General features: G+C 70.8%; 14 protein-coding genes and 1 pseudogene (1 of these 15 running past the window's edge). 11 read left to right on the forward strand and 4 right to left on the reverse strand.

Annotated elements, in window-relative coordinates; translation table 11 throughout:
• The first annotated feature begins 2 nt into the window (after positions 1-2).
• A complete protein-coding gene (locus CED_RS10850) occupies positions 3-404 on the forward strand; it encodes a cytochrome c oxidase subunit 4 (RefSeq protein WP_035910309.1) in 402 nt (133 codons plus the stop codon).
• Positions 405-456: 52 nt separating this feature from the next.
• On the opposite strand, the gene trpD is transcribed toward CED_RS10850, so the two are convergent.
• On the reverse strand, positions 457-1,620 hold the full coding sequence (gene trpD / locus CED_RS10855; protein ID WP_051868759.1) for an anthranilate phosphoribosyltransferase: 1,164 nt from the start codon (positions 1,618-1,620) through the stop codon (positions 457-459).
• A 19-nt stretch (positions 1,621-1,639) separates the two neighbouring features.
• On the reverse strand, positions 1,640-2,068 hold the full coding sequence (locus CED_RS10860) for a response regulator (RefSeq protein WP_011437498.1): 429 nt from the start codon (positions 2,066-2,068) through the stop codon (positions 1,640-1,642).
• Positions 2,069-2,461: 393 nt separating this feature from the next.
• On the opposite strand from CED_RS10860, the gene CED_RS10865 reads away from it, so the two are divergent.
• The 8 genes from CED_RS10865 (at position 2,462) to CED_RS10900 (ending at position 9,620) form a co-directional block, all read left to right on the forward strand.
• Complete coding sequence (locus tag CED_RS10865) at positions 2,462-2,902, forward strand: Fur family transcriptional regulator (RefSeq protein WP_035910310.1); 441 nt, start codon at positions 2,462-2,464, stop codon at positions 2,900-2,902.
• 24 nt (positions 2,903-2,926) lie between these two features.
• Positions 2,927-3,367, forward strand: a complete 441-nt coding sequence (locus CED_RS10870) for a rubrerythrin family protein (protein ID WP_011437496.1) — start codon at positions 2,927-2,929, stop codon at positions 3,365-3,367.
• Positions 3,368-3,552: 185 nt separating this feature from the next.
• A complete protein-coding gene (locus CED_RS10875) occupies positions 3,553-4,149 on the forward strand; it encodes a DUF3501 family protein (RefSeq protein WP_011437495.1) in 597 nt (198 codons plus the stop codon).
• A gap of 226 nt (positions 4,150-4,375) precedes the next feature.
• A complete protein-coding gene (locus tag CED_RS10880) occupies positions 4,376-4,831 on the forward strand; it encodes an SseB family protein (protein ID WP_011437494.1) in 456 nt (151 codons plus the stop codon).
• Between the two features lie 328 nt (positions 4,832-5,159).
• The gene (locus CED_RS10885) at positions 5,160-5,798 is read left to right on the forward strand and encodes a heme-copper oxidase subunit III (RefSeq protein ID WP_035910311.1); all 639 of its coding nucleotides are present in this window, start codon (positions 5,160-5,162) and stop codon (positions 5,796-5,798) included.
• A 5-nt stretch (positions 5,799-5,803) separates the two neighbouring features.
• Positions 5,804-6,721, forward strand: coding sequence for a c-type cytochrome (locus CED_RS10890; protein WP_035910331.1), 918 nt, complete (start codon positions 5,804-5,806; stop codon positions 6,719-6,721).
• Positions 6,718-8,040, forward strand: a complete 1,323-nt coding sequence (locus CED_RS10895) for a Rieske 2Fe-2S domain-containing protein (RefSeq protein WP_011437491.1) — start codon at positions 6,718-6,720, stop codon at positions 8,038-8,040. The genes CED_RS10890 and CED_RS10895 overlap by 4 nt, the downstream gene beginning before the upstream one ends.
• Positions 8,037-9,620, forward strand: coding sequence for a ubiquinol-cytochrome c reductase cytochrome b subunit (locus CED_RS10900; RefSeq protein ID WP_011437490.1), 1,584 nt, complete (start codon positions 8,037-8,039; stop codon positions 9,618-9,620). The genes CED_RS10895 and CED_RS10900 overlap by 4 nt, the downstream gene beginning before the upstream one ends.
• 27 nt (positions 9,621-9,647) lie before the next feature.
• On the opposite strand, the gene CED_RS10905 is transcribed toward CED_RS10900, so the two are convergent.
• Positions 9,648-11,402 carry a DEDD exonuclease domain-containing protein gene (locus tag CED_RS10905; protein ID WP_035910333.1) on the reverse strand — a complete coding sequence of 585 codons (1,755 nt, stop codon included), beginning with the start codon at positions 11,400-11,402 and terminating at the stop codon, positions 9,648-9,650.
• Positions 11,403-11,709: 307 nt separating this feature from the next.
• On the opposite strand from CED_RS10905, the gene CED_RS10910 reads away from it, so the two are divergent.
• Positions 11,710-12,120, forward strand: coding sequence for a VOC family protein (locus CED_RS10910; protein WP_011437488.1), 411 nt, complete (start codon positions 11,710-11,712; stop codon positions 12,118-12,120).
• A gap of 144 nt (positions 12,121-12,264) precedes the next feature.
• Positions 12,265-12,660: an HIT family protein gene (locus tag CED_RS10915; RefSeq protein ID WP_035731779.1), complete on the forward strand. Its 396-nt coding sequence runs from the start codon at positions 12,265-12,267 to the stop codon at positions 12,658-12,660.
• Between the two features lie 51 nt (positions 12,661-12,711).
• Here CED_RS10915 and CED_RS10920 read toward each other — a convergent pair.
• Positions 12,712-13,289, reverse strand: a pseudogene (locus CED_RS10920) (DUF4352 domain-containing protein); it runs 703 nt beyond the window's last position.

The following is a 13,289-nucleotide window of genomic DNA, read 5'->3' on the forward strand; positions in this document are numbered from 1 at the left end:
GCATGAAGGTGGAAGGCATCATCTTCAACTTCTTCGGAGTTTTCGCCGGGGCCGCCGCGCTGGTGTACTGGTTCTGGTCGAAGGACCCGACCGGCACGGCCGCGCTGACCCTCACCACGGGGCTCGGCCTGCTCGTCGGCGGATACTTGATCTTCACCGGCCGGCGGATCGGGATGCGCCCGCAGGACCTGCCGGATGCGGAGGTCGCCGACGGGGCTGGGGAGCTCGGGCACTTCACCCCGGGCAGCTACTATCCGTTCTTCATCGGGGCCAGCTCGGTGACGGCGGCGATGGGCCTCGTCTTCGGCGTCTGGATGATCATTCTCGGTGCGCTTCTGGTCGTGGTNTTCGTGACTTGCCTGGTCTTCGAGANCTTCTGNCNCCCGCCGGTGCCCGAGGACTGATCCCGCCCGGGTCGGGGTCGCCCTTCCCTCGGGGGCCCCGACCCGGGCGGGATCAGAGAGCCGTGGCCGCCGCCGCGTCAACCGCTGCGGCGCTCTGGCTCGCGGTCACCCAGCGCTCCAGGACGGCCCGGGCGGCACCGGAGTCCACCGCCTCGGCCGCCCGGGGCAGGGCGGCGGCGATCTGCTCGGTGACGGGGGCATCGGAGGGGCCGGCCGCGGCGACCAGGGCGGTGGCGGCGGCGAGCAGGACCGCGTCGCGGACGGGTCCGGGCTCACCGGCGAGCACCGACCGGGTGACGGCGGCGTTGTAACGGGCGTCCGCGCCGCGCAGCGCGGCGTGGTCCGCGACGTGGATGCCGACGTCGCGGGGGTCGAACCGCTCGCGGCGCGGCTGTCCGGCGCCGGCCGCGACGACCCACACGGCGGACGTCGTCACCGGGGTGAGCTCGTCGAGCCCGTCGTCGCCGCGGAACACCAGCGCCCGGGTGCCCCGGTCCGCCAGCACCCCGGCGACGACGGGAGCGAGCCGCGCGTCGGCGACGCCGATTGCCTGCGCGCCGGGGCGGGCCGGGTTGCTCAGCGGCCCGAGGATGTTGAACGCGGTGGGCACGCCGATCTCGCGCCGGACCCCGCCGACGTGCCGCATCGCCGGGTGGAAGACCTGGGCGAAGCAGAAGGCGATGCCGGCCGTAGCCAGGCACGCCTCGACGCCGGACGGCGACAGGTCGACCACGACACCGAGCTCCGCGAGCAGGTCCGCCGAGCCGCAGGATGACGACGCGGCCCGGTTTCCGTGCTTGACCACCGGCACACCCGCGCCGGCAACGACCAGCGCGGCCATCGTCGACAGGTTCACGGTGTGGGAACGGTCGCCACCGGTCCCGCAGGTGTCCACGGCGCGGGCCCGTACCCGCTCGGACAGGCTCAGGGGCGTGGCACTGGCCAGCATGGCCTCTACCAGGCCGGCGATCTCCTCCGGCGTCTCCCCTTTGGNCCGCAGCNCCNCCGCGANCCCGNCCNCCTGCGCGGGCGAGGCGNCCCCCGCCATGATCTGCTGCATCGCCCAGGCGGTGCGCGCGGAGTCCAGGGACTCGCCCGCTAGCAATGCTCCTATCAGCTCCGGCCAGCTCGTCCCGGCGGTCGGGAGAGCCCCGGCGGGGGACGCCCCGGCGGGGGAGCGGCCGGNGTGGGAGNGGGATGCGCCAACGGTGGTCATACCTCGGAAGCCCTGGATCTCAGTGGGCGAGCTGGGCGCCGGTGAGCGGCCGACGGGCCACGGCGCCGCCGGCACGCGCCCGCAGCAGTGTCACGACCGCCTCGGTGAGTAGACCCGGATCGATCGGATGGGTGACCACCGCATCCGCCTGGGACCAGGTGGCGAGCCAGCGGTCGTCCGGGCGGGCGACCAGCAGGATGGTCGGCGGACAGTTGGTGACCTCGTTCTTCAGCTGCCGGCAGAGCCCCATGCCCCCGCTGGGGGTGGCCTCCGCGTCGAAGACGCACAGATCCGCCTCGTGATGATCGACTACGCCGATCGCCTCGGGGGCGTCGGTGGCCTCGACGAACTCGATCGGACCGAGGTCGGCGGCGGGGAGACGGCCGATCGCGTTCCGGACGTGTTCGCGCACATCCGCTCGGTCGGCGTAGACGAGGACGGTGCTCATGTCGTCCGCGGGCCTTTCGCGAGAGGTGACCACCGCCGACCGGCGGCGAGCCGACCAGCGGTGAACTGCGGACCGCCCTCCAGGCACCTCGGAACTCCAGGCACCCGGAGCTCCGGGCGCCTCGGAAGTGGACGCTGCCATGTGAGAGTTGTCCTGTGCAGGCTACCTCCCGCGGACCGTTGGACGTGACCCGTGTCGCATCGCCCGACTGGCCCTCGCCGGGCCGGGTGAGGTCGGGATCACAGCTCCCTGGTTGCCTTCGGATCGTCCCGGGAGNGATACTGAGAATCGTTCTCAACCGGTGGATCCTGATGCCGGCCGGACCATGTGACGCCTCGAGCGTGATCGCCGGCGGCCTGGGGCGTTCCACCGCCGTACGACGGGCGTGATCCTATGAACGACCAGACCGATCTTCGTCTCACTCCGCAGCGGATGGCCGTGCTGGCGGTGCTGGCTGCCGCCCGCGACCATCCGACCGCGGCCGAGGNCCACGAGCGGGNGCGGACCGTATCCCCGGGGNTCGGCAGTGCGACCGTGTACCGCACACTGGCGTTGCTGGTATCCGCCGGCCGAGCGCTCGAGCTGAACCTGGGCGACGGCACGGCGGCCCGGTACGACGCCAACACGAGTCGTCACGACCACGTGGTCTGCGACGGATGCCGTCGGGCGGTCGATATTGATCATCCCGTCCTCGACGGGATGATGGCCCAGATCGCGTGTCGCTCGGGATTCGCCATCACCGGGTACGACCTGCGGTTCCGGGGGCTGTGCCCGGACTGTCAGGCGAACGGCTCCGGCCCGACCCGCGGCGCGGCCGGGACCGGCCAACAGTGAACACCCATCCACAAGGAGCGCTTCATGCCGAAGCTTGACGGCACCAAGACCCACGAGAACCTCAAGGAGGCATTTGCCGGCGAGAGCCAGGCGAACCGGCGTTACCTCTACTTTGCCCGCCGGGCCGACATCGAGGGGCTGACCGACGCCTCGTCGCTGTTCCGCGACACCGCGGAGGGCGAGACCGGTCACGCCTTCGGGCACCTGGACTTCCTCGCGGAGGTCGGCGACCCGGCGACGGGCGAGCCCCTCGGTACGACCACGAAGAACCTGGCCAGCGCCGTCGCCGGCGAGACCTACGAGTTCACCGCAATGTACCCGGGCTTCGCCAAGACCGCCCGCGAGGAGGGCTTCGAGGAGATCGCGGACTGGTTCTCGACCCTCGCCCGGGCGGAGAAGACCCACGCCGGTCGGTTCAAGAAGGCCCTCGACGCGCTGTCGGCCGAGGAGACGGCCGACGCCTGATCGTCGGGGTTTCTCGATCTACCGGGCCGGGGTGGCGGGGGCGATGCCAGTAGTCCCTCGTCGCCACCCCGGCTCGCATCGTCGCTCCCGCGCCGTGGGCCCTCGGCCGATTCGTGGGCCCTCGGCCGTTCCTGGACCGCCCGCCCGTTTACGGATCCCAGCATTTCCGGACAGGAGATCGCACGGTGGCGCTGACCATCGCCGACATCACCACCGACCACCAGGCGTACGCGGAGCGCCGGCTGCGGCTGCGCAGCCAGATGATCCTGGTGCGCGCCGAACGCCGGGTACGGGTCGGGGACATCGTCGTCCTCGAGTTCGAAAACGAGCAGACGCTGCGCTACCAGGTGCAGGAGATGGTCTACACCGAGCGGTTGACCGCCTCCGCCGACGTCGCCCACGAGATCGATGCCTACTCCCGCCTGCTACCCTCCAGCCACGTCCTCACGGCGACGGTGTTCATCGAGCTCTCGGTTCTGGAGACCGTCCGCGAGGAGTTGGGGCGGCTTGCCGGGCTGCAGCACAGTCTCGCCCTGGAGATCGGCGGAATCCGGGTGGCGGGCGAGGAGATCCCCGGCCTTGACGAGGATCCCGACATGCCCACCGAGACCGTCTCCGTGCACATGGTGCGCTTCGCGCTGACCGATTCGCTCCGGGACGCCTTCCGCGACCCCGGCGTGCCGGTCGAGCTTGTCGTGGAACACCCGGAGTACAGCGAGGCGACGCCGTTGACCGGAGCTACCCGGCGTGTCCTCATCGCGGATCTCGCGTTGCGGTCCTGACCGGCTCACCCGGCCGCTGCCTGCCGGTCACGGTCACGGCTGGCCACGGCTGGCCACGGCCGGTCACGGCCGCGGGTCCCCGTCGCGGGTGAGGTCGGACGCATCCGCGGGTAGTCGGTTCGCGCGCCGCGGGATGGGTAGGCGGAACATCTAGGGCACGCGTCCGTGTCGGCACGTCCGTCCGCCCGTCAACGTCAGCACGTTCATCCACGTCAGGGAGCCNCCCGTGACCGATGACCAGCTACGTCCCGACCGCATCCGCCCCGGCGCCGCCGTCCCGCCCGGCGTCCCCTCCGCGCAGGGCACGGCCGCGCGGGCCGCGCTGCACCGCCTCGCCGAGGGCAAGGACGAGTGGGCCGCGCTCGGTGACCTCGCCGCCGCCGAGGTCCTGTTGCCCGACCTCGGTAACGACATCACCGATCTGTCGGAGGAGGACGACAGCCTCCTGCAGCTGCCGGTGGCCGAACGGCAGGACGGCACCCAGTTCGTCCCGACGTTCACCTCTGAGCAACGCCTGGCCGAGGCGCTGCCGGAGGTGGCGCGTTACCGCACGGTCCAGGTGGCGGCCCTGGGCCGGATCTGGCCGTCCGACGATCTTCTGCTCGCGGTCGATCCCGGCTCGGAGGGCGGCATCGCCCTGCCGGCGGACGGCCTGCGGGCGCTCGCCGCGATGTCCGGCTGAGGCCCGCCCCGGCCCGGCGTCACGTCACGTCACGGTCGGGGGTCACGGCGCGGTCGGGGGTGTCCGTGTTGGCTCGACTGTGCCCGCCGGAGGGCGCTGGCGGGCCGGTGTGTCGCGGGTGAGGCACGCAACATCGGCCGGGTCAGCCTTGTCGCTCCGCGTCGTTCGTAGGCCAACTGACATCGCTGTGACCTGCGTTTTTCCAGCTACGGCAGGGCTTTGCCGGGCAGGCGAGGCAGCCGCCACGATGATTCGGGGCGGTCATCGACGGGTCGTAGTCCTACCGAACGTCGAACCTACAGTGGCGCGTGGGCCGTCCCGTGCCAGAATGACCGACGTGGCCTCAGCCCCCGTCCTCGAGAAGGCTCCTCCACCACACCCGACGGCCAACCGTCCCTCGATGGTCTCGGTTGGCACGGTCGTGTGGCTGTCGTCGGAGCTGATGTTCTTCGCGTCCCTGTTCGCGATGTACTTCACGATCCGTTCGGTCAACAGCGGCAACTGGCCGCCGGTCACCGGCGACCCCGCCGGATCCGAACACGGACCCGTGGAGCTGCACGTCGGGTACGCGTTGTTCTTCACCGTGATCCTGGTCCTGTCCAGCGTCACCTGCCAGCTCGGCGTGTTCGCCGCCGAGCGTGGTGACGTGTACGGGCTACGGCGCTGGTACCTGATCTCGCTGATCATGGGTCTGGTGTTCGTCGGCGGCCAGGCGAACGAGTACTTCAGCGAGAACAAGTTCACGATGGCATCGCACGCCTACGGATCGGTGTACTACCTGACCACCGGTTTCCACGGGCTCCATGTGATCGGCGGTCTCGTCGCCTTCTTGATGGTGCTGGGCCGATCGACGTACGGGCGCTTCACACCGGAGAAGGCGACCTCGGCGATCGTCGTGTCGTACTACTGGCACTTCGTCGACGTTGTCTGGATCGCCCTCTTCGCGACCATCTANCTCCTCCAGTGAGCGACATGACTGCATCCTCGGGCACCTCGTCATCCTCGGACACGCCGTCGGGCATCCCACCGTCGGGCACCCCGGCGTCGGGCACTGCGGCGTCGCGATCCTCGGTGTCGGTCGCCGCCACGAAGCGGTTCTCGCGCGGACGCCGTTCGTCCGCGCGCCGCCGCCGGAGGTCCTCCGCGCTGGTCATGGTCCTCGGCCTGCTGGCCACGGGGGTGCTGTGGACGGTGCTGGCGCCGGGCGGCAACGCCGCGCAGACCCCGGACGCCAACGAGGCGGTCCGGCAGGGCCGGGCGCTGTACCTGCAGGGCTGCTCGACCTGCCACGGGCTGGGAGCGCAGGGCACGAACACCGGGCCCAGCCTCATCGGCGTCGGCGCCGCCGCGGTGGACTTCCAGGTGTCGACCGGCCGGATGCCGCTGGCCGCCCCCGCCGCGCAGGCCGACCGCAAGCCCCCGATCTACTCGGCGACCCAGATCGACCAGCTCGCCGCGTACATCCAGAGCCTTGGCGGCGGCGAGGAGGTGCCGAAGGTCACGGACGCGGCGCTCAACGACGCCGACCTGTCGCACGGCGGCGAGTTGTATCGGGCCAACTGCGCGCAGTGCCATCAGGCCGTCGGGCAGGGCGCGCCGCTGACCTACGGCAAGTTCGCCCCCTCGCTGAGCGAGGCCACCCCGGTGCAGGTCGTCGAGGCCATGCGGACCGGGCCGGAGTCGATGCCGGTGTTCGGCCCGCGCCAGCTCNACGAGGAGGACGCGACCGCGATCGCGGCCTACATCAAGCACATGAAGGAAGCGCCGAGCGCCGGTGGGTACAGCCTCGGTAACTACGGTCCGGTGCCCGAGGGACTGCTGGCCTGGCTGGTGGGCGTCGGTGCCCTGCTGGGTGTGTGCCTGTGGATCGGAGCGAGGCAGAAGGTATGAGTGACCAGACGGGCCGGGGCACGCCGGGGCCGGCGGATTCCGGTGCGGACCAGCCGTCCGTTCCGACGGACCGGCGCATGCACTACCCGGGCTACCAGGGCGAACCGGCCGACGAATCTGACCAGGACTCGATGAGCAGCATCTTCAGAAGGGCGAAACACCCGGTGGACACCTCCGGCCAGCCCGCCGGGGGATCCGGGGTGTCCGCCGGCGGCCCGGACGTCCCGGCCGGGACGTCGGACGGCCCGGAGGCCTTGGGCACGCCGCCCCACCAGACCGATTCGACCCGTGAGCCCGCGACCACGGCCGTTCGCCCGCAGGCGGGGGTCATCCAGCCGACCTACGGGGAGCGGGCCGCCGGTGGGGTGACCGTCCGTCCGCCGCGCGCGCAGGACGTGGACCGCCGGGCCGAGCGGCGGGCGGAGCGGCTGATTGCCGGCTGGTTCCTGATCTCGGTGATCGGCACCGTCGGGTTCGTTGTCACCAACTTCGTCGGTGACAAGTACAAGGCGTACTACACCCCCTCCCTCGGGGCCGCGCTGGGCCTCGCCGTCGGTGGGCTCGGCATCGGCCTGATCCTGTGGGCCAAGCGGCTGATGCCGCACGAGCAGGCCGTGCAGGAGCGCCACGCGTTCGCCTCCTCCAAGGAGGAGATCGCCGTCACCGAGGAGGAGATCGCGGCCGGGTTCGCCGACACCGGCCTCGCGCGCTACCCGTTGCTGCGCCGCACCCTGCTCGGGGCGGGCACCGTGCTCGGCGGGCTGATCGTGGTGCCGCTGCTGAACCTGACGAACACCAAGCCGGGCAAGAAGCTCGACCACACGAGCTGGGTGAAGGGTGCCCGCCTCGTCACGGAGGACGGCCGTTACGTCAAGCTCGGCGACGTCGCCATCGGCGGCATCGAGACGGTGTTCCCGGCCGTTCCGGTGACCGAGTCCGACGGCACCGTTGCGTACCAGCCGAAGACCGATGTCCAGACCAAGGCCGACAGCACGACGCTGCTCATCCGGCTGCCACCGGGGGTCGACCGCCCCCGCAAGGGCCGGGAGGACTGGGGCGTCGACGGCCACGTCGCCTACTCCAAGATCTGCACGCACGCCGGCTGCCCGGTCAGCCTGTACGAACAGCAGACCCATCATCTGCTCTGCCCCTGCCACCAGTCCGTCTTCGACGTGCGGGACGGCTGTCGGGCGATTTTCGGGCCGGCCAGCCGGTCCCTGCCACAGCTTGCCATCGCCGCGGACAAGGACGGGTTCCTCTACGCCCGTGACGGTGACTACCACGAGCCCGTCGGTGCCGCCTTCTGGGAGCGCTCATGACCACCGCATCCGCCCCCGAGTTCGTCAAGCGGCCGGGCCCGATCCGGAAGGCCAACCGTGAGCTCGACGAACGGTTCGGCAACCAGGCCTTTCTGCGGCGCAACCTGAACAAGGTCTTCCCCGACCACTGGTCGTTCATGATCGGGGAGATCGCCCTCTACAGCTTCGTCGTGCTGCTGCTGACGGGCATCTACCTGACTCTGTTCTTCGACCCGTCGAACACCGAGGTCATCTACAACGGTTCCTACGTCCCGCTCAAGGGCGTGGAGATGAGCCGGGCCTACGCCTCGACGCTGGACATCAGCTTCGACACCCGGGCCGGTCTGGTGTTCCGCCAGATCCACCACTGGGCCGCGCTGGTCTTTGTCGCGTCGATGATCGTGCACATGTTCCGGGTGTTCTTCACCGGCGCGTTCCGCAAGCCCCGTGAGACCAACTGGCTGATCGGCATCGGTCTGGTCGCCCTGTCAATGCTCGAGGGCTTCGCCGGCTACTCGCTCCCGGACGACCTGCTCTCCGGCACCGGTCTGCGGATCGCGGCCTCGATCGCCCAGTCCATCCCGATCATCGGGACGTGGGCGTCGTTCCTCGTGTTCAACGGGGAGTTCCCGGGCGTCAACTTCCTGCCCAGGCTCTACGTGACGCACATCCTGCTGGTGCCGGGTGTCCTGCTCGCCCTGATCGGCGCGCATATGGGCATCCTGTGGCACCAGAAGCACACGGACTTCCCCGGGCCGGGCAAGACCGAGGACAACGTCGTCGGCCACCGGGTCTTCCCCGTGTTCGCGGTGAAGTCCGGCGGGTTCTTCATGCTGGTCTTCGCGATGCTCGCGCTGCTCGGCGGTCTCGCCCAGATCAACCCGATCTGGATGTTCGGCCCGTACGACCCGTCGAAGGTCAGCTCGGCCTCCCAGCCGGACTGGTACATCGGCTTCCTCGACGGCTCGACCCGGCTCATGCCGCCCTGGGAGTTCCGCGGGCTCGGGCACACCATCCCCGCGGTGTTCTGGCCGACTGCCGTCCTGCCGGGCATCCTGTTCACGCTGGCGGCGCTCTATCCCGCGCTGGAAGCCAGGTTCACCGGGGACACGAAGCCGCACAACCTGCTGCAGCGGCCACGGGAGGCGCCGACCAGGACCGCGATCGGCGCGATGGCGATCAGCTTCTACCTGGTGCTGATGATCTCCGGTGGTAACGACATCATCGCCAAGACCTTCAGCATCTCGCTGAACGCGATGACCTGGGCCGGCCGCATCGGGCTCATCGTCGTGCCACCGATCGCCTATGCGGTGACGAAGAAGATCTGCATCGCGCTCAACCAGAAGGACGCCGAGATCGAGCATCACGGCATCGAGACCGGGATCATCCGCCAGCTTCCCAGCGGGGAGTTCGTGGAGGACCACCGCCCGAAGCCGACTCCCGTCCCCGACCATCCGCTCGTCCCGACGGACCGGTTCGAGCTGCCGGCGGCCAACGGGCATGGCGACGGTCACGGCAAGGGGCTTGCGCGCCGCGCAGGCAAGGCCGTGACCGGGTTCTTCGTCGAGGAGAAGCAGCCACCCGGCGGCGGCCGGCAGTAGCCGCCNGGCCTGACGGAGCACGTCACGTCAGGCCGACGGGAACCATCCGTCACCGTCATACGCACGTACCGACCGGCCGGGGGCCGCACCGAATCCGGCTGCGGCGCGGATGGCGCCCGCGGCCGGCCAGCTCCACTCNCCCNCCAGCCGCACGAGCCGCACCCCAGGCCCACCGAGCCAACGGGCGATGCGTTCGGTCTCCTCGACGGAGGCGCACGGGGCCGGACCGGGCCGCGGCCGCACCGTCTCGGCGCTGGCGACCGCGGCGTCGACCCAGGGCCGCGGATCGACACCGGGCGGCACGCTCGCCGCCGACACCAGCCGACCGTGACGCACTACGGCCAGATCCCAGCCGGCCTCGGCGGTCGGGGCCGCGGCGACGAGCTCGGCGACCCCGGTGAGGGCCGACAGCCGCTGGGCACGTGCGGCTGCGCGGACGAACGCGATCATCCGGTCCCGCTGGACGGCGGCCTCCTCGTAGCGCCGCTCGGCGGCCAGCCGGTCGATCCGCCGCGTCGAGGCGGCGATGACCCGGCCCGGATCGCCGGTGATGGCGGCCCGGGCGGCGGCGACGTGCCGGCCGTAGCTCGCCACGTCCTCCCGGCCGTCGCACGGCGCTCCGCATCTGCCGAGGTCGGCGAGGGTACAGGCGGACCGGCGCACGCGCGGGGACAGGCGCCCGGAGCACTGGCGCAGCGGCACCGCGGCCAGCAGCGCCTCGGCGGCGGCGTCGGCGGCGCGGACGCTGCCGAACGGCCCGAGATAGGTCGCGTCGTCACGGGCGGCGCGCACCCGTGAAAGCCGTGGGAATGGCTCGTCGGTGAGCTTGAGATACACGGAGCGCTCCGGGAAGCGGGATCGGCGGTTGTACGGCGGCTTGTACTCGGCGATCAGCCGCAGTTCCCGGACCTCGGCCTCCAGGGCGTGCGCGCATCCGATCGCGTCAACCCGCTCGGCCAGCGCCACCATCGCCGCCATCCGCGTCCGGGGCTCGCTGGCGGTGAAGTAGGTACGGACCCGGGAGCGCACCGAACGCGAGGTGCCGACATACAGGGCTCGTTCGTCGGCGTCCCGGAAGATGTAGACACCCGGGCCCGTCGGCAGGCCGTCGGCCAGATGCCGTTTGCGTCGCTGGGCCGGCGACACCCGGGAGCTGTAGTCGTGCAGGTCCTCCAGGGTGGTCACGCCCGCGTTGCCGAGCCGTTCGAACAGCCCGTGCAGCACGTCGACGGTGGCCCGGGCGTCCGCCAGCGCCCGGTGGCGGGGCTCGACCGGGCTGCGGAACAGCGAGGCCAGCGACGTGAGCCGGCAGTCGGGGCTCTCGTCTCTCGTGACCACCCGCCGGGCGATACGCAACGTGTCCAGATACTCCCAGACGGGTACCGGATAGCCGCAGAGCTCGACGGCGGCGCGCAGGAAGCCGAGGTCGAACGGGGCATTGTGGGCGACGAGAACGGCGCCGCGGGCGAACTCCAGGAAGGTAGGCAGCACCTGCGTGACCGGCGGCGCCGTCGCCACCATCACGTCGGTGATGCCGGTGAGCACCGAGACCATCGGAGGGATGCCGACGCCCGGCCGGACCAGGGTGGCCATCTCGGCGAGGATCCGGCCGCCGCGGACCCGGACCGCGCCGATCTCGGTGATCTCGTCGCGTCCCGGGGAGGTGCCCGTCGTCTCCAGGTCGAACACGACGAAGGTCACGTCCGCCAACGGACGACCGAGATCATCCAGCCTGCCCTGTCGGGGCGGCCGGGGACGGTCCGGGGCGGGATCTGGGCGCACGGCGTCACGGTAGGTCCCACCCCCGACAGTTTTGCGCCCGGGATCGTCCGCGGACCCGGATGCGAAAGCAGGTCCGCCTCGCCGCACGTCGTCATGGAGGTTCCGGGTCATGGAGGTTCCGGGTCGCGGGCCGGTGGAAAACGACTAACGCTACCTGCTCCGTAGGGTGCCGGGTGTGCCACGGGCCGGTATTGGCCACGAAATTCTCCGCGGTTGTCCCGTTCATGGTCCCGTCGGGGCAGTCTGGTGCTTCTGTCGGGGCGTGCGCTCAAGCGTGCGGCCCACTCGGCAGGCCTGCGTGCGTCGAATGCGGAATCATGCCCAGGTGGCATGGTTCGAGACGAACGGCATTCGAGTGGCGCGGGTCGCGGTCGACTGTTTGAACGTTGACGTGATGGTGCGCTTCTGGTCCGCCGCATTGGGATACGAGGTGAGCCGGCGTGACGACGGGGCGATCCTGCGTCACCCGGCCGGCGCGGGACCCAAGCTCCTTCTCAGGCCCGGGGCGAAGCGCAATGCCGGCCGTAACCGGCTTCATCTGGATCTCTACGCCGTCGACGCGGAGCGTGTGATCGGCTGGTTGTCGACCCTCGGTGCCCGCCGGGTATCCCGGTACGACGACGACGGGGAGAGCGGATACGTTCTCAAGGATCCGGAGGGTAATGAGTTCCGGGTGATGACGGTTGGGCCAGCGGGATTTGCGCGCCCCTTCGTCTGACACCCCGGCGGGCCGGACTCCCGCGGGGCCGGACTCCCGGCGCGCCCAGCGGAAAACGTGACAGCTCGACGGCCGGGTGAACGGCCATCGGCCATCGGGTGCTGTCGTCACGTGCCGGACGACCCGGTCGATAGGGTCGCACCCATGCCGAGCGTCTTCACCCGGATCATCAACGGCGAGCTTCCCGGTCGCATCGTCTACTCCGACGAGCATGTGGTGGCGTTCCTGACGATCGCGCCGATCCGGCCGGGACACACCCTGGTTGTTCCCCGCACCGAGATCGACCACTGGATCGATCTACCCGATGACCTCCAGACCGCGCTGTGGAGCGCCGCGGCGACGGTGGGCCGCGCCATCGACGCGGCCTTCCGACCTCGGCGGGNGGCCGCGCTCGTCGCCGGGCTGGAGGTCCCGCACGTCCACGTGCATCTCCTGCCGATCGAGGACGAGACGCAGATCGACTTCAGGCTCGCCGACCACAACCCCGACTCGGCCGAGCTCGATGCCGTGGCCGAGCGGATCCGCGCCGCCCTCGGCTGAGCCGGGTACCGGTCTGGCGCGGTTCTGGCGGTTTCAGGGGTTCTGGCGGTTTCAGCGGTTCGTAGGGGNACGCGGCGGNCAGAGCTGGAACTTCGGCGGATCGACGGCGAACAGCGGTTCCCAGTTCAGGATGGCGTGCCCGGGCGGCGCATCGATGACGATGTTGCCCCGGACCCGTTGCCCGGCCTTGAGAGTCGACACCGACAGCCGTGGCGCGACGTTTTCGTAGCTGCCGTCGTACCGGGTGCCGTCGGAGGTCTGGATGTAGAAGTCGGACGGCGAGGCGGACGTCGACCCGCGGCTCACCTCGACCGTCACGTTAATGACGTAGTAGGCCCCCTGGGTGGGCGCGTCGCCGTACTGGGTCACCTTGCCGGTGGTGGAGCAGACGCTGTTGAGGGTGACCCTGGCTTCGAAGTCGCTGACCGAGGAGGTGGCCCGGCCGACGGNGGTGCCGGNCCCGCCGATCGTCGCGGTGCCGGCCGCCGGCGCGTGCTGTGGCGTCACCGGAACGCAGTTCGGCACTCCGTTCGGGGCGGTCGCGGTCGGGGCGGCCGCGGTCGGGGCGGTCGCGGTCGCAGTGGTGTTCGGGAGGTCGGGCACGGTCACCGTCGGGGCCGGCGGGGNNG

Source organism: Frankia sp. CeD (assembly GCF_000732115.1).
GTDB lineage: Bacteria > Actinomycetota > Actinomycetes > Frankiales > Frankiaceae > Frankia > Frankia casuarinae.

What these genes read in the sequence shown, in the direction of transcription:
- CED_RS10870 (WP_011437496.1), top strand. Translation starts at nt 2,927, where the DNA reads ATGCCGAAGCTTGACGGCACCAAGACCCACGAGAACCTCAAGGAGGCA.
- CED_RS10910 (WP_011437488.1), top strand. Translation starts at nt 11,710, where the DNA reads ATGCGGAATCATGCCCAGGTGGCATGGTTCGAGACGAACGGCATTCGA.
- CED_RS10900 (WP_011437490.1), top strand. Translation starts at nt 8,037, where the DNA reads ATGACCACCGCATCCGCCCCCGAGTTCGTCAAGCGGCCGGGCCCGATC.
- CED_RS10895 (WP_011437491.1), top strand. Translation starts at nt 6,718, where the DNA reads ATGAGTGACCAGACGGGCCGGGGCACGCCGGGGCCGGCGGATTCCGGT.
- CED_RS10860 (WP_011437498.1), bottom strand. Translation starts at nt 2,068, where the DNA reads ATGAGCACCGTCCTCGTCTACGCCGACCGAGCGGATGTGCGCGAACAC.